The sequence below is a fragment of the Kitasatospora sp. NPDC090308 genome, from assembly GCF_044769485.1.
In the GTDB taxonomy this organism is placed as follows: Bacteria; Actinomycetota; Actinomycetes; order Streptomycetales; family Streptomycetaceae; genus Kitasatospora; species Kitasatospora fiedleri.
Window position 1 is genome coordinate 178,269 of sequence record NZ_JBIVXY010000014.1, and the last position, 14,748, is coordinate 193,016.

Genomic DNA, 14,748 nt, shown 5'->3' on the forward strand with positions numbered 1-14,748 from the left:
GGTGGCGGTCTCCGGGAGCGGTCAGGAGGTGGCGACGGTCTGGTGGCGGCGCTCGCGGCCGGCGGCGGCCAGCAGGAGCAGCAGCACCCAGGTGATCAGCAGGCTGAGCACGGACACCGCGACGGACATCTGGCCCCGGCTGTTGCCGACCGAGTAGATCCACACCGCGAAGGGCTGGTAGCCGAGGATCGAGGCGGTGGTGAACTCGCCCAGGACCAGGGCCAGGGTGAGGAAGGCGGCGTTCAGCAGCGCGCCGCGCAGGTTCGGCACGATCACCGAGAGGACGGCCCGCGGCCAGCCCGCGCCGCAGTTGCGGGCGGCCTCGACCAGGGTGCGCACGTCCACGGCGCGCAGCCCGGAGTCCAGGGCGCGGTAGGCGAGCGGCAGCGCCATCAGCACGTACGCGATGACCAGGACGAGCGGGAACTCCGGCCGCTGGACGAACACGAAGGTCTGGAAGAGCGGCGTGTCCATCAGGTGGTCCGGGCCCCAGCGCAGCACGCCGATCAGGCCGGCGGTCAGCGCGACCGGCGGCACCACCAGCGGCAGGGTGCAGACCACCTCGAGCACCGGGCGCAGCCGGGGCGAGCCGAGCCGGACCGCGATCATCGCGGGCACCAGCAGGAGCAGCAGCACCACGACGGTGACGGCGGCCAGCTCCAGGGTGAGCACCAGGCTGTCGGTGAAGCCGGGGGCGGAGAGCAGGCCGGTGTACGCCTCGAAGGAGATCCCGTTGACGTCGTCGATCGAGAACCAGACCGAGGCGGCCAGCGGGACCGCGAAGTACAGGCCGGCCAGCAACAGGACCGCGCCGCGCCAGACCCGCAGGCGGGAGATCAGCTGAGCCATCGGGCACTCCGGCGCTGGAGGGGCAGGTAGACGGCCATCACCAGGACGGCCACGACGATCATGTCCAGGCTGAGCGCCAGCGCCAGGTTGCCCTGGCCGACCAGCACGTTGCCGGAGAGCGCGTCGGCGATCTGGCGGCTGATCAGCGGGACGGTCGCGCCGACCATCGCGGCGGCGGTGGCGTACGCGGCGAACGCCGAGCCGAACAGCAGCACGAAGCCGCCGAGCAGCGAGGGGAACAGGATCGGCAGCGCGACGTGCCGCCAGTACTGGAGGGCGGTGGCCCGGTTGTTCTGGGCGGCCTCGCGCCACTGCACCCGCAGGCCCTCCAGCGCGGGGGTGATGGTGAGCACCATCAGCGGCACCAGGAAGTACAGGTAGGTGACGGTCAGGCCGGTGAAGCTGTACAGCGACCAGCCGTGGTCGGTCAGGTGGAACAGCTTGGTCAGCTCGCCCGCGTTGCCCAGGGTGGCGACGAAGGCGAACGCCAGCGGCAGGCCGCCGAAGTTGGCGAGCACGCCGGAGGCGGTCAGCACCGCCTCGCGCAGCAGCCGGAACCGCGAGGTCAGCACGGCCTGGGCGATCGGGACGCCGAGCACGGTGCCGATCAGCGCGGTCAGCGCGGACAGCTTCACGCTGGAGACCAGCGCCGTCCAGTACGCGCCCTGCACCGAGTCGGTCAGGTTGGCGGTGGTGAACGAGCCGGCGCCGCTCTCCGCGTCGCTGGAGACGGTGAACGCCCCGGTGACGATGGCGACGGCGGGCAGGCCGAAGCCGACCAGGAAGAAGGCCAGCAGCGGCACGGTGGCCAGCCAGGAGCCGCCGCGCAGCGGGCGGCGCCGGACGGGCGGCGGGGTGGGGGACGGGGTGGCGGCGCCGGGAGTCCCCGGGCCGCCGCTGGGGACAGCGGCGGCCGGGGTCGGCACCGGGGTGGGAGCCGTGGTCATGTCGGTGATCAGCCCGCGATGGCCTTGGCCCAGGTGTCGGTCACGACCTTCTTGGCCGCGTCGACCTGCTCCGGGGTGGGGAAGGTGGTGAAGGGCTTCTCGACGACCGGCAGCTTGGCCGCGGCGGCGGCGTCCAGGGTGCCGTCCGCCTTCATCGCGTCGAACAGCGCCGGGGTGGCGTAGCCGCCGAGGAAGCCGTTCTGGCCCTCGGCCGAGTACAGGTACTCGATCCACAGGCGGGCCGCCGCCGGGTGCGGGGCGTCCTTGTTGATGGCCTGGCTGTAGTACTGGGCGTAGGAGCCGTCGCTGGGCACGGCCACCTGCCAGTCGATGCCCTTGTTCTTGAACTCGTCGGTGTAGCCGGCGTTCAGGTACGACCAGTCGATCGAGATCGGGGTCTCGCCCTTCTCGATGGTGGCCGGGGTGGACTCGACCGGGTTGAAGTTGCCGGACTGCTTCAGCTTGGCGAAGAAGTCGATGCCGGGCTGGACGTTGTCCAGCGAGCCGCCGTTGGCCAGCGCGGCCGCGTACACGCCGCCGAACGCCGAACCGGACTTGGTCGGGTTGCCGTTCAGCGCGACCTGGCCCTTGTACTCCGGCTTGAGCAGGTCGGCGAAGGTCTTCGGGCAGACGGCGACCTTCTTGGCGTCGCAGCCGATCGAGACGTAGCCGCCGTAGTCGTTGACCTGGAGGCCGTTCGGGTCCTTCATGGTGGCGGGGATCTTGTCGAAGCCGGCCACCTTGTAGGGGGCGAGGATGCCCTCCTTGGCGGCGGACAGCGCGAAGGCCGAGCCGAGGTCGACGGTGTCCGGGGCGCGGTCCTGGCCCTTGCGGGACTTGATCGCGTTGATCTCGTCCTGGCTGGAGCCGTCCGGGTTCTCGTCCTCGATCTCGATGCCGTACTTCGCCTTGAAGTCGTCCATCAGCTTGCCGTAGTTGGCCCAGTCGCGCGGGAGGGTGATGACGTGCAGCTTGCCCTCCTTCTTCGCGGCGGCCACCAGGCCGTCCATGCCGCCGAAGTCGGCCAGCGAGGTCGCGGTCTTCGCGTTCACCGCGCCGCCGTCCTTGGCGGTGTCGCCGGACTTGGCGGACGAGCCGGCGGAGCCGCAGGCGGAGAGGGAGAGCGCGGCAGCGGTCAGCACGGCCGCGAGGGCGGCGGCGCGGTGGCGGTGCACGGTCACGGGAGGGTCTCCTGGAGGAAGTGGAGCTGCAGAGATCACGAGGGGTGTGCGGTGCGCGGCGCGTCCGGTTGTCCGGCCAAGTTGGCCAGCCAACTTCCGTCGCCGGAAGCAAGTACGCCCGAAGCCGGTGACGGGAAGGTGAACGGACGGCCCAGGACGGGGGTCGGCTGCGGGAACGGTCGCGCCCGGGTCGGGCCGCCCCGGCCGCACGGGCTACAGTCAGTGGTGTACGCGCGGTCACGCGCAGGACACGGCCCAACCTCCGTACCAGCCAAGGGAACTCGACGCACGTGGCACTCGACCAGGACCGCGCCGCCGGCTCGCTCTACCGCAAGGTGGCCGCCGACCTGCGCGAAGCGATCACCTCCGGCTCGTTCGGCGAAGCCGGACGCCTGCCGGCGGAGGGCGCCCTCGCCGAGCAGTACGGCGTCTCCCGCGGCACCGTCCGCCAGGCCCTCGCCATGCTGCGCGCCGACGGACTGGTCACCTCCCGCCGCGGCACCCGCCGGGTCGTCCTCGGCAGCGCCCGGGTCCAGTCCTTCTCCGAACTGCTCTCCTTCACCCACTGGGCCCGCTCGATGGGCGAGGAGCCCGGCGGCCGGCTCGAATCGCTGATCCGCCGCCCCGCCGACGCCGCCGAACGCGAACAGCTCCGCCTCGACCCCGGCGCCGAGGTCTACGTGACGCTCCGGCTGCGCACCCTCTCCGGCGTCCCCGTCATGGTCGAGCGCACCGTCTACCCGCCCCTGGTCGGCGAACTGGTCGCCCAGCTCCCGCCCGACGTGGTCTCGCACACCGAACCCCTGCGCGAGCACGGCATCCTGTTCACCGACGCCGACCACACCATCGACGTGGTCGCCGCCAACGCCGACGACGCCCGCCTGCTCAGCTGCCGCCGCGGCAGCCCGCTGCTGCGCGAGAAGCGCCGCACCACCGACCCCACCGGCACCCCCGTCGAGTGGTCCCAGGACCGCTACCTGCCCGGCACCGTCGCCTTCTCCATCCACAACTCGCTGGCCTCCTCCGCCCTCTCCCGGCACGCCCGCGACGACGACTGACCACGACGGCCGAAAACCAGGTGCCGGCCGGACCGCCCGGAGTGACAATCGCCCGATGACCGACATCACGCGCATCGACCCGGCGGAACTCCACCCCACCTCCGGCTACGCGCACATCACCGTGGTGGAGGCCGGGCGCACCGCGCACCTGGCCGGGCAGTGCCCGCTGGACGGCGAGGAGAAGCTGGTCGGCGCGGGGAGCCTGGACGCCCAGATCGACCAGGTGGTGGCCAACTCGATGACCGCGCTGGCCGCGATCGGCGTCGGGCCCGAGCGGGTGGTGCGTTCGGTGGTCTACGTGGTCAGCGACCGCAGCGAGGTCCTCGCCGGAGCCTGGGACCGGCTGACCGCCTCCCCGCTCGCTCCGGCCCTCACCACCGCCTCCACCCTGCTCGGCGTCACCGCGCTCGGCTACACCGGCCAACTGGTCGAGATCGACCTGACGGCGGCGCTCCCGGGCTAACTGCGGGCCAGCACGGCCTCCGTCCAGCGCCGCAGCTGGGCCAGTAGGAAAGCCAGTTGGCGGACGCCGCCCGGGAAGGCGGGCAGCAGCAGGACGGCGGGCAGGCAGGCCGCCGTCACCAGGACGACCGGCAGCAGGGCCAGCGCCACGATGACCGGGCGCTGGCAGGCCGCCAGGGCGCGGACGACTTCGGTGAACATCAAGGTGCCTTTCGCTGCGGGCCGTTGCGGGTTCCCCCTACTCTTCGGGGGAGGCCGGGCGTTGCGCCAGACGCAACGGATTGCCGATGTCCGGCAACGGGGGAGGGCGGGCGATGGCACTCGAACTGCCGGGCGGGGAACCGGAGGTGGCGGCCTTCACCGCCTTCCTCGACCAGCTGTTCCGGGCCCTGGGCGTCTCGCTCACCCGGTACGCCGCCCGGTGCAGCCGCGACAAGGGCAGTGTCTCGCGCTACCTGAGCGGGGCGCGGATCGCCCCCAAGGACTTCGTCGACGAGCTGCTGGGCCAGGTCGCCGCGACCACCGGGCAGTCGGTCTCCCCGGACGTCCGGGAGCACGCCCACCGGCTGCGGATGGCGGCGTTGCGGGTGCGCAACGCGGCCCGGCACGAGGTGGAGGAGCTGCGCGACCGGCTCGGCGCGGCGGAGCGCGAACTCCAGCTGGCGGGCGTCCGGGAACGGCACCTGCTGCGCTCGCTGGAGGCCACCGAGGCGCAGGCCGCGCAGGCCGAACAGCGCTACCGGCAACTGGAAGCCGACCGGGCCGCCGCTCGCTACGACCCCGGCCCCGGCGGGCTGGAACGCCGCTCGGACGGCTCCGGCGCCGAGTACGCCCGGGAGGAACTGCGGGCGTTGAAACGCGAGTTGGACCTGCTGCGGGCCGAACTCGCCCGGGCCCAGTCGCTCCGCCACGACGCCGAGGAGCAGTGCGTCCGGCTGGAGGCCCGCCTGCTCGCCGCCGAGGCCGCGCTGGTCACCCAGCGGGCCCGCCAGGAACGGGAGTTCGGCTACCGGGCGGAGCTGGAGTCGCCCGCGGCGGTGCTCACCCGGGAGTTCGCCCGGACGGTCGGCACCGGGGCCGACCCGGAGACCACGGCCGCCGAACTGTGCGCGGTCTTCGTGCCGGGCTGGGCCGCCGCGGCCACCGTCGAGGTGCGGACCGCGTTCGTCGACGGCGAGGAGTCGCCGGACGGCTGGACCCCGGACGCCGTCCTCCTGCACCGGCTCGCCGCCGCCGGGGAACCGCCCGACGGCCCGGCCCGCGGCCAGGTCGCCGTGCCGCGCGGACAGGTCGAACGGCTCCTGCGGGAGGGCGCTCCCGCGCACGCCGAACTGTCCGAACAGCCTTTGCTGGCACTGCCGTTGGCCGTCCGGGGCGAGGTGTTCGGGGTGCTCCGGCTGGTCGGCGGCGCGGGCCGGGCGGCGTACGGGCGGGCCGAGACCGGGCTGCTGGCCGGGCTGGCGGAGCGCGGGGCGCTGCTGCTGGACAGCGCCCGGCTGCACCGGGCGGAGGCCCGGCTGGCGCGGGCGCTCCAGCGGTCGATGATCCCGAGCACCCTGCCGGGCGCGCCCTGGGTGCGGCTGGCGCACCGCTTCCGGCCGGGCGGGCACCGGGACGGGGCCGGCGGCGACTGGGTCGACGCCGTCCCGCTGCACGGCAACCGGATCGCCCTGGTGGTCGGCGCCGTGCTGGGCCACGGCCTGCCCGCCGTCCAGGCGATGAGCCGGCTCCGGGCCGGGGTGCAGGCCTTCACCCTGCTGGACGTGCCCCCCGCCCGGCTGCTGCGGCACCTGGACGACCTGGCCCAGCGCCTGGGCGACGACCACCTCGCCACCTGCCTGTACGCGGTCTACGACCCGGTCGCCCGCACCTGCGAACTCGCCACGGCCGGCCACCTGCCGCCTGTCCTGCTGCACCCCGGCGGCGGCTCGACGGAGGTCGACCTGCCCGCCGGCGCCCCGATCGGGGTCGGCGGCGTCCCGTTCACCGCCCGCACCATCGAGGTGCCGGACGGCTCCGCGCTGGTGCTGTGCACCGGCCGTCAGGTCGAACTGGCGGACCACTGCGCGAAGTTGATCGGGTCGGGGTGGTCGCCCGAGCAGCTGTGCGACTTCGCCTTCGAGGCGCCGGGCGCGGCGGAGCGCCGGGACGACCTCGCCGTGCTGGTCGCCGCGTTCGACGGCGCCCGGCGGGTGAGGGCGGCCCGCTACGAGGTGTGGCCCCGGCCGCGCGACGTGCCGCTGATCCGGCGGCTGGTGCGGAGCCAACTCGTCGAGTGGGAGCTGGGGTTCATCGCCGACACCGCGGAACTGCTGATCGGCGAACTGGTCACCGACGCGGTGGGGGTGGCGATGAGCCCGATCGGGCTGTACCTGCTGGCGACCGACCGCCTGCTGGTCGAGATCACCGACGACCACCGCGAACTGCCCGACCTGGAGGCCGTCGAACCGTACGGCGAGGAGGGGACCGGCCGGGGCCTGCTGCTGCTGAGCAGGCTCGCCGCCCGGTGGGGTGCCGAGCACAGCTTCTCCGGCCGGAAGGTCTGGTTCGAGCTGGCCCTCGTTCGCGGTTAGCGCATCAACTCCAGCAGCAGCGGCCGGAATTCGGCGAAGGAGGGAGTCTCGGCAGCCGGGTCCTTGGCGGCCTCGTCCCAGCGGCGGACGGCGACGGCGTCGGCGTGGTGGGGGTGGGCGGCGAAGGCGGCGGCCTCGGCCGGGGGCATCGGGCCGCCCTGGAGGGCCAGGGTGTGGACGGAGGCGGGGGAGAGGCGGGCGGCGTAGCCGGGCTCGGTGGCGCACAGGTAGCGCTTGGCGTCGACGTGCAGGCGGACCGGCTCGGTGACGGCGGGCGGGAAGTACGGGGCGAGCCGGGCGGCGGCGGTCGCGCCGTGGCGGTTGTCGGTGCCGGCCATCAACTCCAGCCCGCTGCCCCGGAAGTGGCCGATGTCGTGCAGCAGGGCGGCGGCCACCAGCGCGGGCGGGGCGCCGGCGGCGCGGGCCAGGGCGGCGGCCTGGAGCATGTGCGCGGCCATGGTGACGGCCTCGCCGAGGTACTCGCCGGCGCCCTCGCCCTCGAACAGGGCCTCCAACTCGTCCAGGGCGGTGGTGTTCCGGCGCAGCACGGCGAGGGTGGAGGAGAGCGCGTCGAGGTCGGCGTAGCAGCCCTGGAGGTGGCGGTGGCCGGTGCCGCCGCCTTCGCCACCGGCGAAGGCGGTGCGGGCGTGCAGCAGGCGGGTGTTGTCGAAGAGCAGGCAGTCGCCGGGGGCGAGCCGGAAGTCCAGGCGCAGCTCCGGGCGCAGGGTGATCGCGGCGAAGCGGCGGTAGGCGGCGTAGAAGGCGTCCAGTTCGGCGGGGGCCAGGCCGCGCAGCGTCCCGGTGGAGCGGTTGTTGAAGCGGACCTCGCGGATCGCGCCGCGCGGGTCGAGTCCGATCAGCGGCCGTTCGGCGGAGAGTTCGGCGCCTCGGTCGCGGTAGCGGAACGGCACCGGCGTGCGGGTGAGCAGCGCGAACGCCGCCGGGTCCTCGTCCCGCAGCAGCGCGGCGGCGCGGAAGCCGTCGACCAGGCCGGAGTCGCCGCCCTCGGCGTCGTTGCGCAGGCAGTGCAGCAGTTGCAGGGTGGGCACCGGGTCCCGGTAGGGGTTGTCGGTGTGCGGGGCGATGGCGGCGCCGGTGAAGGCCAGGTTCGCCGGGTCGGGCTCGACCCGGACGTCGAACAGCTCGCCGTAGTTGGTCTCCCGGACGTAGCCGAAACTCCGTGCCACGGCCAGTACCCGGCCCTCCTCGACCGGGACGCCGCGCAGCAGCGCGAAGCCGCAGCGGCGGACGGCGGCCAGCACGGCGATCCGCTCCTCCGGGTCGGCCAGGTACCCGGCCCAGTCGGCCTCGGGCAGGCCGCGGGCGAAGTCGGCGGCCTCCCACAGCCGCTTGGCGTGCTCGGTGCGCTCGTCGGGGCCGGTGGGCGCGTCCCACCCGGCCGGGTAGTGCGAGCGGTGGCCGTCGGACCACAGCACCGTCAGACCGGCGGCGTCCTCGACCGCCTCGGCGGCGGCCAGGTCGTCCGGCAGGTCGCCGATCTGGAACAGCTTCTGCCCGCCGCGCGGGTCTCGGCAGTCGGCGCACGGGCAGTTGTCGCGCAGCCAGTACGGGTGGGGCACGGACATCGGGCAGCCTCCAGGTGTACCGGAAGTTGTACAGCCAACTTCGCGGGCTGCCCAGCCAAGACCCCGCGGGCGTACGCCACCCGCCCGCCCGGTGAACGGCGGACCACCGGCGGCCGAACCCTGTCACCGCCCGGGGCTACCCTGCCGGGCATGACGCTCGACCTCGCCCGCGACCTGCCCGCCGCCCTCGCCGACCGCGCCGCCGCCTGGCGGCTGATCGCCGAGATCGCCGCCTTCTGGGGCACCCCGCTGCGCCCCGGGGCCGGAACCGAAGTCGGAACCGGGGCCGGAACCGGGGCCGGAGCCGGGATCGGAATCGACGCCGAACTCGACGCCGAACTCGACGCCGCCGAGGCCCGGTTGGGCCTGCGCCTGCCCGCCGCGCTGCGCGAGGCGCACCGGCTGATCGGCAACCGGCCCGACCTCACCGGCAACCACGACACCCTGCTGCCGCCCGCGGAGCTGTACGTCGACCGGGGCTGCCTGGTCCACCGGGTGGAGAACCAGTCCTGCGCCTACTGGGGCATCCCGCTCGCCGCCCTCGGCCAGGACGACCCGCCCACCGTCGGCTGGCCGGACGTCGCCCCGTCCGTGCCGCTGGAGATCACCCCCTGGACGGCCCGGTTCTCCACCGAGTGCCTGTCCGTCGTCCTCACCGAGCCGCTGCTCGACGAGGACGCGTACGTGGACGCGGGCGAGGTCGACCCGGCCGACCTCGCCGACCTCGCCGACTGGACCGAACTGCCGCGCCTGCACGAACCCGGCGTCGACACCCGGTTCTTCGCCCGCCCGGAGGGCCTGCTGGTGGTGCGGGACGGCTCCTGGCTGGCGATGCGGGCGGTCAGCGGGGAGGCACTCGACGCGCTGTGCGAAGAGCTGCCGGTCTCCTGGCTCGACCACTGACGGTACGTCAGATCGCCTGCTCCCACGCCTCGGTGGCCGCCGCGACCGCCGCCGCGGCCGGGGCGCCGGTGGCCTCGGCGAGCAGCTCCAGGGTGGCGAGCACGGTCTCCGGGTTGGCCGCCGGGCCGTAGTGGTTGAGCCGCAGCATGGTGGCGGCCAGCGCACCGCCCGCCTGCACGGGCAACTGCGGGGCGCGGCGGCGGACTTCGGCCGCCAGGTCGGCCGCGCTCGCGCCCAGGGCGGTGCGCAGCGTGGTGGCGACCGGGGCGGCGTGCTCGGCGCGCCGCACGTACGGGGCGACGGTGCCCAGGGCGAGGGCGCCCGCGCGGGTGGCGGCGGCCGCGGCGCGGTGCCGGGCGATCACCGCGTCCAGCGTCTCGGCCTCGATCGCGGCCAGGCACTCCTCCAGCGCCAGCATCTCCAACTGGGCCGGAGCGTGCGGCAGTTGGGTGCGCCCGGCGTCCGTCCAGCGCTCCTTCCAGTCCAGCAGCGAGAGGTAGGAGCGGCGCGGCGCGGCCGGGTTCGCGGTGATCCGCTGCCAGGCCCGCTCGCTCACCGACACCGCCGAGACGCCCGCCGGGCCGCCCATCGCCTTCTGCCCGCCGATCACGCACAGGTCGACGCCCCACTCGTCGGTGAGCAGCGGTTCGGCGGCCACCGAGGCCACCGCGTCCAGCATCAGCAGCGCGCCGTGCCGCCGCACCACCTCGGCGACCTCCGCGACCGGGTTGGTGTTGCCGGTCGCCGCCTCGGCGTGCACCAGCGACACGAAGTCGATCTCCGGGTGCTCGGCCAGCGCCTCCGCGACCTGCTCGGCGCTCACCGCCTCGTCGAACGGCACCACCAGGTCGACCACCTTCGCCCCGGCGGCGCGCAGCCAGCCGCCGAAGGTCTGCCCGTACGGGCCGGTGACGACGTTCAGCGCGGTCGAACCCGGGTGCGCCGCGCCCTTGATCGCCGCCTCCAGCGGCAGCAGCGCCTCGCCCTGGGTGACGATCACGTCGTTGCCGGTGCGCAGCAGCGCCGCCACCCCGTCCTCGATCGCGGCGAACCGGGCGGCGGTCAGCGGGGGAAGGTCGAGCAGCATGCGGGGGAGCCTTTCGGTGCAGCGGAGGGCCGCCGGGGCGGGCCGGGGACGTGAGGTCGCCGCCGACCAGTCTGCCGCAGATCGGCCGCCGGCCCGCGACCGACGCCGGGTGCGCCGGGTGCCGCCGAGCACGCCGAGTACAGTGCCAGGCATGACGGACCGCGCGGTGCTGCACATCAAGGGCCGGGTACTGGTCGGCCCGGAGGACGTCCGGGACGAACTCTGGTCCGTGGACGGACGGGTGACCTTCGAGCGCCCCGCCGCCGAGCCCACCGCCACCCTCACCGGCTGGGCGCTGCCCGGCCTGGTCGACGCCCACTGCCACGTCGGCCTGGACGCGCACGGCGCCGTCGACCGCGACACCAGCGAGCAGCAGGCCCGCACCGACCGGGACGCCGGCACCCTGCTGATCCGCGACGCGGGTTCCGCCGCCGACACCCGCTGGATCGACGACCGCGACGACCTCCCGAAGATCATCCGGGCCGGCCGGCACATCGCCCGCACCCGCCGCTACATCCGCAACTACGCCCACGAGATCGAACCCGGCGACCTCGCCGCGTACGCGGCCGCCGAGGCCCGGCGCGGCGACGGCTGGGTCAAACTCGTCGGCGACTGGATCGACCGCGGCGTCGGCGACCTCGCCGCCTGCTGGCCCGGCGACGCCCTCACCGAGGCGATCGCCGCCGCCCACGCCGAGGGCGCCCGGGTCACCGCGCACTGCTTCGCCGCCGACGCGCTGCCCGACCTGCTCGCCGCCGGCATCGACTGCGTCGAACACGCCACCGGCCTCACCGAGGACCTGATTCCGGCCTTCGCCGAACGCGGCGTCGCCATCGTCCCCACCCTGGTCAACATCGCCACCTTCCCGAAGCTCGCCGACGGCGGCGAGGCCAAGTTCCCGGCCTGGTCCGCCCACATGCGCCGCCTGCACGCCCGCCGCTACGACACCGTCGGCGCCGCGCACGACGCCGGCGTCCCGATCTACGTCGGCACCGACGCGGGTGGCTCGCTCGCCCACGGCCTGGTCGCCGAGGAGGCGAGGGAACTCACCCGCGCCGGCCTCACCCCCGTCGAGGCGCTCGCCGCCACCACCTGGTCCGCCCGCGCCTGGCTCGGCCGCCCCGGCCTCACCGAGGGCGCCCCCGCCGACCTCGTCCTCTACCCGGCCGACCCGCGCGCCGACCTGCGGGTCCTGGCCGCGCCCGTGCACGTGGTGCTCAACGGGAAGCCGGTGTGAGCCCCGCGCCCGTGCCCGGTGCCGAACGCGAAGCCTTCCGCGCCGCACCGCGCCGAGCCGCCGCGCCGAGCCGCCGCGCCGAGCCGCCGGACCGCCCGGCGCACCGCCGCCCGCCGCCTCCGGCGTCCCGTTCCGGCCCGGTGGTCCCGGCCCCGGCCCCGGTGGTCGGCGTGCGGGCCCTCGTGAACTCCGGTTGTCGGTCCGGCCGATAGGCTGCCGTCATGGCTGCTCGACCCTTGCACGAAGTCGTTGAACCCGGCTGGGCCCAGGCCCTCGCGCCGGTCGCCGGACAGGTCGCCGCGATGGGGGACTTCCTGCGCGCCGAGATCGCGGCCGGCCGCTCCTACCTGCCGCCCGGCCCGCAGGTCCTGCGGGCCTTCCAGCAGCCGTTCGCGGACGTCCGGGTGCTGATCGTCGGGCAGGACCCGTACCCCACCCCAGGGCACGCCGTCGGTCTCAGCTTCTCCGTCGCGCCCGAGGTCCGGCCGGTACCGGCCAGCCTGGTCAACATCTACCAGGAGTACAGCCAGGACCTCGGCCTCCCGGCGCCCTCCAACGGCGACCTCACCCCGTGGGCGGACCAGGGCGTCCTGCTGCTCAACCGGGCCCTCACCACCCAGGCCCGCAAGACCAACGGCCACCGGGGCAAGGGCTGGGAGGCCGTCACCGAACAGGCCATCAGGGCGCTCGCCGCCCGCGGCGGCCCGCTGGTCGCGATCCTGTGGGGCCGGGACGCCCGCGAGCTGCGCCCCTGGCTCGGCCAGGTCCCCAGCATCGAATCGCCGCACCCCAGCCCCTACTCGGCGAACAGCGGCTTCTTCGGCTCCCGGCCGTTCAGCCGGGCCAACGACCTGCTGGTCCGCCAGGGCGGGCAGCCCGTCGACTGGCGGCTGCCCTGACCTGAACGCCGGACCCCGAACGCCGAACCCCGGACTCCCCCGGCGGTACGGGGAGTCCGGGGTCGCGGAGGTCAGTGCGCGCCGCGGGTCCGCTCCCGGGCGGCGCGGCGCTTCATGGCGCGGCGCTCCTCCTCGCCGGTGCCGCCCCAGACGCCGTACTCCTGGCCGGACTCCAGCGCCCAGCTCAGGCACTGCTTCAGCACGGGGCAGCCGTGGCACACGGTCTTGGCCCGCTCGGTCTGCCGCAGGGCGGAGCCGCCGGTCCCGACCGGGAAGAACAGCTCCGGGTCCTCCTGCGCGCACGCGGCGCGGTGGCGCCAGTCCTCGGCGGTGGGCTGCTGCCCCTGCTCCGCAGGCCGCTCCGACACCGGCTGCTCCGCGGGCCGGGGCCGGTGGCGCGCGGTCGTCCGGCCGGTCGTGCCGCTCCGCCGCCGGGGAGCGGTGGAGGCCCAGGGTCGGGCACTGCTGTGGGCGGTCGCCATGGGTCATCCTCCAGTTGGCCGGTTCGGGCCTCCTCGGTGGCGGCCCGACTCGCTCCTCTTCTGCTCCGCCCCGGCGCACTGATGCGCGTTCCGGTCCGCCGATGTGGAATTCCCGGATTCCGGCTGCCACTTCCGCGAACGAACTCGCACCGGATGCGTCGACAACGGTCAGCTCGGAGCGTCAACCTCACCCGAAGGAGTGAAATGACGCTCTGTGTTGCTGGAGTGACGCACTGTTCGAAGAGACTGACGGCAGTCGAGAGCGCGAGTCCCCTCCCCGTGCGGTGCGCCGGGTGAGGTTGCGGACGCGCTCTTCCGTTCACCACGTGTGGGGGTTCCTGCCATGTCTGTTCTGCGTTCGGTCGCCGCCTCGGCCCTCGCGGCGACCGCGCTCGCGGTCGCGCTGCCGTCCCCGGCGGCCTTCGCCGCCGATGCCGGGGGCACCCCCGCCGAGCCCGGGAAGGCCAGCGCGGTCACGGCCCGACTCGACCTGGACGTCACCCTGTTGAACACGGTGAACGTGCCGGTGGACGTGGCGCTGAACCGGGTGGAGTCGCCGGCCCAGCGGGACGGCGCGGTGCTGACCGCGAAGGTGGACGGGGTGGACGGCGGGCGGCCGGTGACGCTGGTGAAGGCGGAGGTGGGCAAGTCGGTCACCAGGGCGGACGACCGGCTGGCCGCGGCGTCCGTGAAGCTGGTGAACGCCGACCTGCACGTGCCGGGCCTGCCGCTGACCACGCTGCTCGGGCTGGAGGCGATGAGCGCCGAGGCGAACTGCCCGGTGGACGGGCAGCCGACCGCGGACGTCGTCGCGCCGGCCAGGCTCACGGTGCTGGGCAAGTCGGTGACGGTGGGTCTCAACTCGCCGACGCACGTGGACGTTCCGGCGATCGGCTCGGTGGACGTCGAGTTCGCCAAGAAGACCGTGACCGGCAGCACGGCGGCCGCCGCCGCGCTGGAGGTGAAGGTCGCGCTGAACCCGCTGAACCTGAACGTGGCCAAGGTGAACGGCACGGTGACGGTCGCCTCGGTGTCCTGCCGGAAGCCGGTGGCGGCGGTCGTCCCGGCCGCGGCGGTCTCCTCGCCCGCGGCCTCGCCGTCGAAGGCGCCCGCGGCCCCGGCGTCCGCGCAGAACCGCGCGGTGCCCGAGGCGGCGAAGGAGGAACTGGCGTACACCGGCTCCTCGGGCAGCACGGTGCTGGCCGCGGGCGGCGGGACGCTGCTGGTGGCCGGCGCCGCCGCGGTGTGGATGACGCGGCGGCGCCGGGCGGCGCACGCGCGGCACCGCTGACCCGGACGCGTCACCGCTGGTCGGGGGCGGGACGGGCGTCCGCGCGGGCGTCCGTTCCGCCCCTTCTGTCTCACCGAGGTGACCACATCGTGAGACAGGCACTCCCGGTGGGTGAGCGTGCCGCTGCGGACCGTTGGTTCACATGGGCGTTACATCGGAGGAACAACCGGGAAACGGCGGCTTGCGACGCTAC

At 74.6% G+C, this 14,748-nt stretch carries 14 protein-coding genes; 7 read left to right on the forward strand and 7 right to left on the reverse strand.

Annotated features, from left to right (window positions below):
- Positions 1 to 21 precede the first annotated feature (21 nt).
- The 3 genes from ACIQVD_RS27300 to ACIQVD_RS27310 are packed head-to-tail and all read right to left on the reverse strand — an operon-like array spanning position 22 to position 2,977.
- The gene (locus ACIQVD_RS27300; RefSeq protein WP_400689969.1) at positions 22 to 849 is read right to left on the reverse strand and encodes an ABC transporter permease; all 828 of its coding nucleotides are present in this window, start codon (positions 847 to 849) and stop codon (positions 22 to 24) included.
- Positions 837 to 1,796 (reverse strand): ABC transporter permease, encoded by a 960-nt coding sequence (locus ACIQVD_RS27305; RefSeq protein ID WP_402291994.1) that lies wholly within the window; start codon positions 1,794 to 1,796, stop codon positions 837 to 839. Before ACIQVD_RS27305 ends, ACIQVD_RS27300 begins: the two co-directional genes overlap by 13 nt.
- Before the next feature lie 8 nt (positions 1,797 to 1,804).
- On the reverse strand, positions 1,805 to 2,977 hold the full coding sequence (locus ACIQVD_RS27310; protein WP_400689975.1) for an ABC transporter substrate-binding protein: 1,173 nt from the start codon (positions 2,975 to 2,977) through the stop codon (positions 1,805 to 1,807).
- A 290-nt stretch (positions 2,978 to 3,267) separates the two neighbouring features.
- Here ACIQVD_RS27310 and ACIQVD_RS27315 point away from each other — a divergent pair, with 290 nt between their 5' ends.
- Positions 3,268 to 4,035: a GntR family transcriptional regulator gene (locus ACIQVD_RS27315; protein WP_400689978.1), complete on the forward strand. Its 768-nt coding sequence runs from the start codon at positions 3,268 to 3,270 to the stop codon at positions 4,033 to 4,035.
- 55 nt (positions 4,036 to 4,090) lie between these two features.
- Positions 4,091 to 4,498 (forward strand): RidA family protein, encoded by a 408-nt coding sequence (locus tag ACIQVD_RS27320; protein WP_400689981.1) that lies wholly within the window; start codon positions 4,091 to 4,093, stop codon positions 4,496 to 4,498.
- On the opposite strand, the gene ACIQVD_RS27325 is transcribed toward ACIQVD_RS27320, so the two are convergent.
- Entirely contained in the window at positions 4,495 to 4,698 is a 204-nt protein-coding gene (locus ACIQVD_RS27325) for a hypothetical protein (protein ID WP_402291995.1), read from the reverse strand. The genes ACIQVD_RS27320 and ACIQVD_RS27325 overlap by 4 nt on opposite strands.
- 113 nt (positions 4,699 to 4,811) lie before the next feature.
- Between ACIQVD_RS27325 and ACIQVD_RS27330 the strand changes: the two genes are divergently transcribed.
- Positions 4,812 to 7,070, forward strand: a complete 2,259-nt coding sequence (locus ACIQVD_RS27330; protein WP_402291996.1) for a SpoIIE family protein phosphatase — start codon at positions 4,812 to 4,814, stop codon at positions 7,068 to 7,070.
- Here the strand turns inward: ACIQVD_RS27330 and ACIQVD_RS27335 are convergent.
- Complete coding sequence (locus ACIQVD_RS27335; RefSeq protein ID WP_402291997.1) at positions 7,067 to 8,656, reverse strand: TauD/TfdA family dioxygenase; 1,590 nt, start codon at positions 8,654 to 8,656, stop codon at positions 7,067 to 7,069. The two genes, ACIQVD_RS27330 and ACIQVD_RS27335, sit on opposite strands and share 4 nt — an antisense overlap.
- A 150-nt stretch (positions 8,657 to 8,806) precedes the next feature.
- Here ACIQVD_RS27335 and ACIQVD_RS27340 point away from each other — a divergent pair, with 150 nt between their 5' ends.
- Positions 8,807 to 9,559 carry an SMI1/KNR4 family protein gene (locus tag ACIQVD_RS27340; protein ID WP_402291998.1) on the forward strand — a complete coding sequence of 251 codons (753 nt, stop codon included), beginning with the start codon at positions 8,807 to 8,809 and terminating at the stop codon, positions 9,557 to 9,559.
- Between the two features lie 7 nt (positions 9,560 to 9,566).
- On the opposite strand, the gene ACIQVD_RS27345 is transcribed toward ACIQVD_RS27340, so the two are convergent.
- Positions 9,567 to 10,646, reverse strand: coding sequence for a pyridoxal-phosphate-dependent aminotransferase family protein (locus ACIQVD_RS27345; RefSeq protein WP_402291999.1), 1,080 nt, complete (start codon positions 10,644 to 10,646; stop codon positions 9,567 to 9,569).
- Positions 10,647 to 10,797: 151 nt separating this feature from the next.
- Here ACIQVD_RS27345 and ACIQVD_RS27350 point away from each other — a divergent pair, with 151 nt between their 5' ends.
- Together ACIQVD_RS27350 and ACIQVD_RS27355 are read left to right on the forward strand one after the other, a co-directional pair.
- On the forward strand, positions 10,798 to 11,883 hold the full coding sequence (locus tag ACIQVD_RS27350; protein WP_402292000.1) for an amidohydrolase family protein: 1,086 nt from the start codon (positions 10,798 to 10,800) through the stop codon (positions 11,881 to 11,883).
- A gap of 221 nt (positions 11,884 to 12,104) precedes the next feature.
- Positions 12,105 to 12,782: a uracil-DNA glycosylase gene (locus tag ACIQVD_RS27355; RefSeq protein WP_111552895.1), complete on the forward strand. Its 678-nt coding sequence runs from the start codon at positions 12,105 to 12,107 to the stop codon at positions 12,780 to 12,782.
- A 71-nt stretch (positions 12,783 to 12,853) separates the two neighbouring features.
- On the opposite strand, the gene ACIQVD_RS27360 is transcribed toward ACIQVD_RS27355, so the two are convergent.
- Positions 12,854 to 13,150: a WhiB family transcriptional regulator gene (locus ACIQVD_RS27360; RefSeq protein ID WP_400690003.1), complete on the reverse strand. Its 297-nt coding sequence runs from the start codon at positions 13,148 to 13,150 to the stop codon at positions 12,854 to 12,856.
- 457 nt (positions 13,151 to 13,607) lie between these two features.
- Here ACIQVD_RS27360 and ACIQVD_RS27365 point away from each other — a divergent pair, with 457 nt between their 5' ends.
- Positions 13,608 to 14,555 (forward strand): SCO1860 family LAETG-anchored protein, encoded by a 948-nt coding sequence (locus ACIQVD_RS27365; RefSeq protein ID WP_402292001.1) that lies wholly within the window; start codon positions 13,608 to 13,610, stop codon positions 14,553 to 14,555.
- The last annotated feature ends 193 nt before the right edge of the window (positions 14,556 to 14,748 follow it).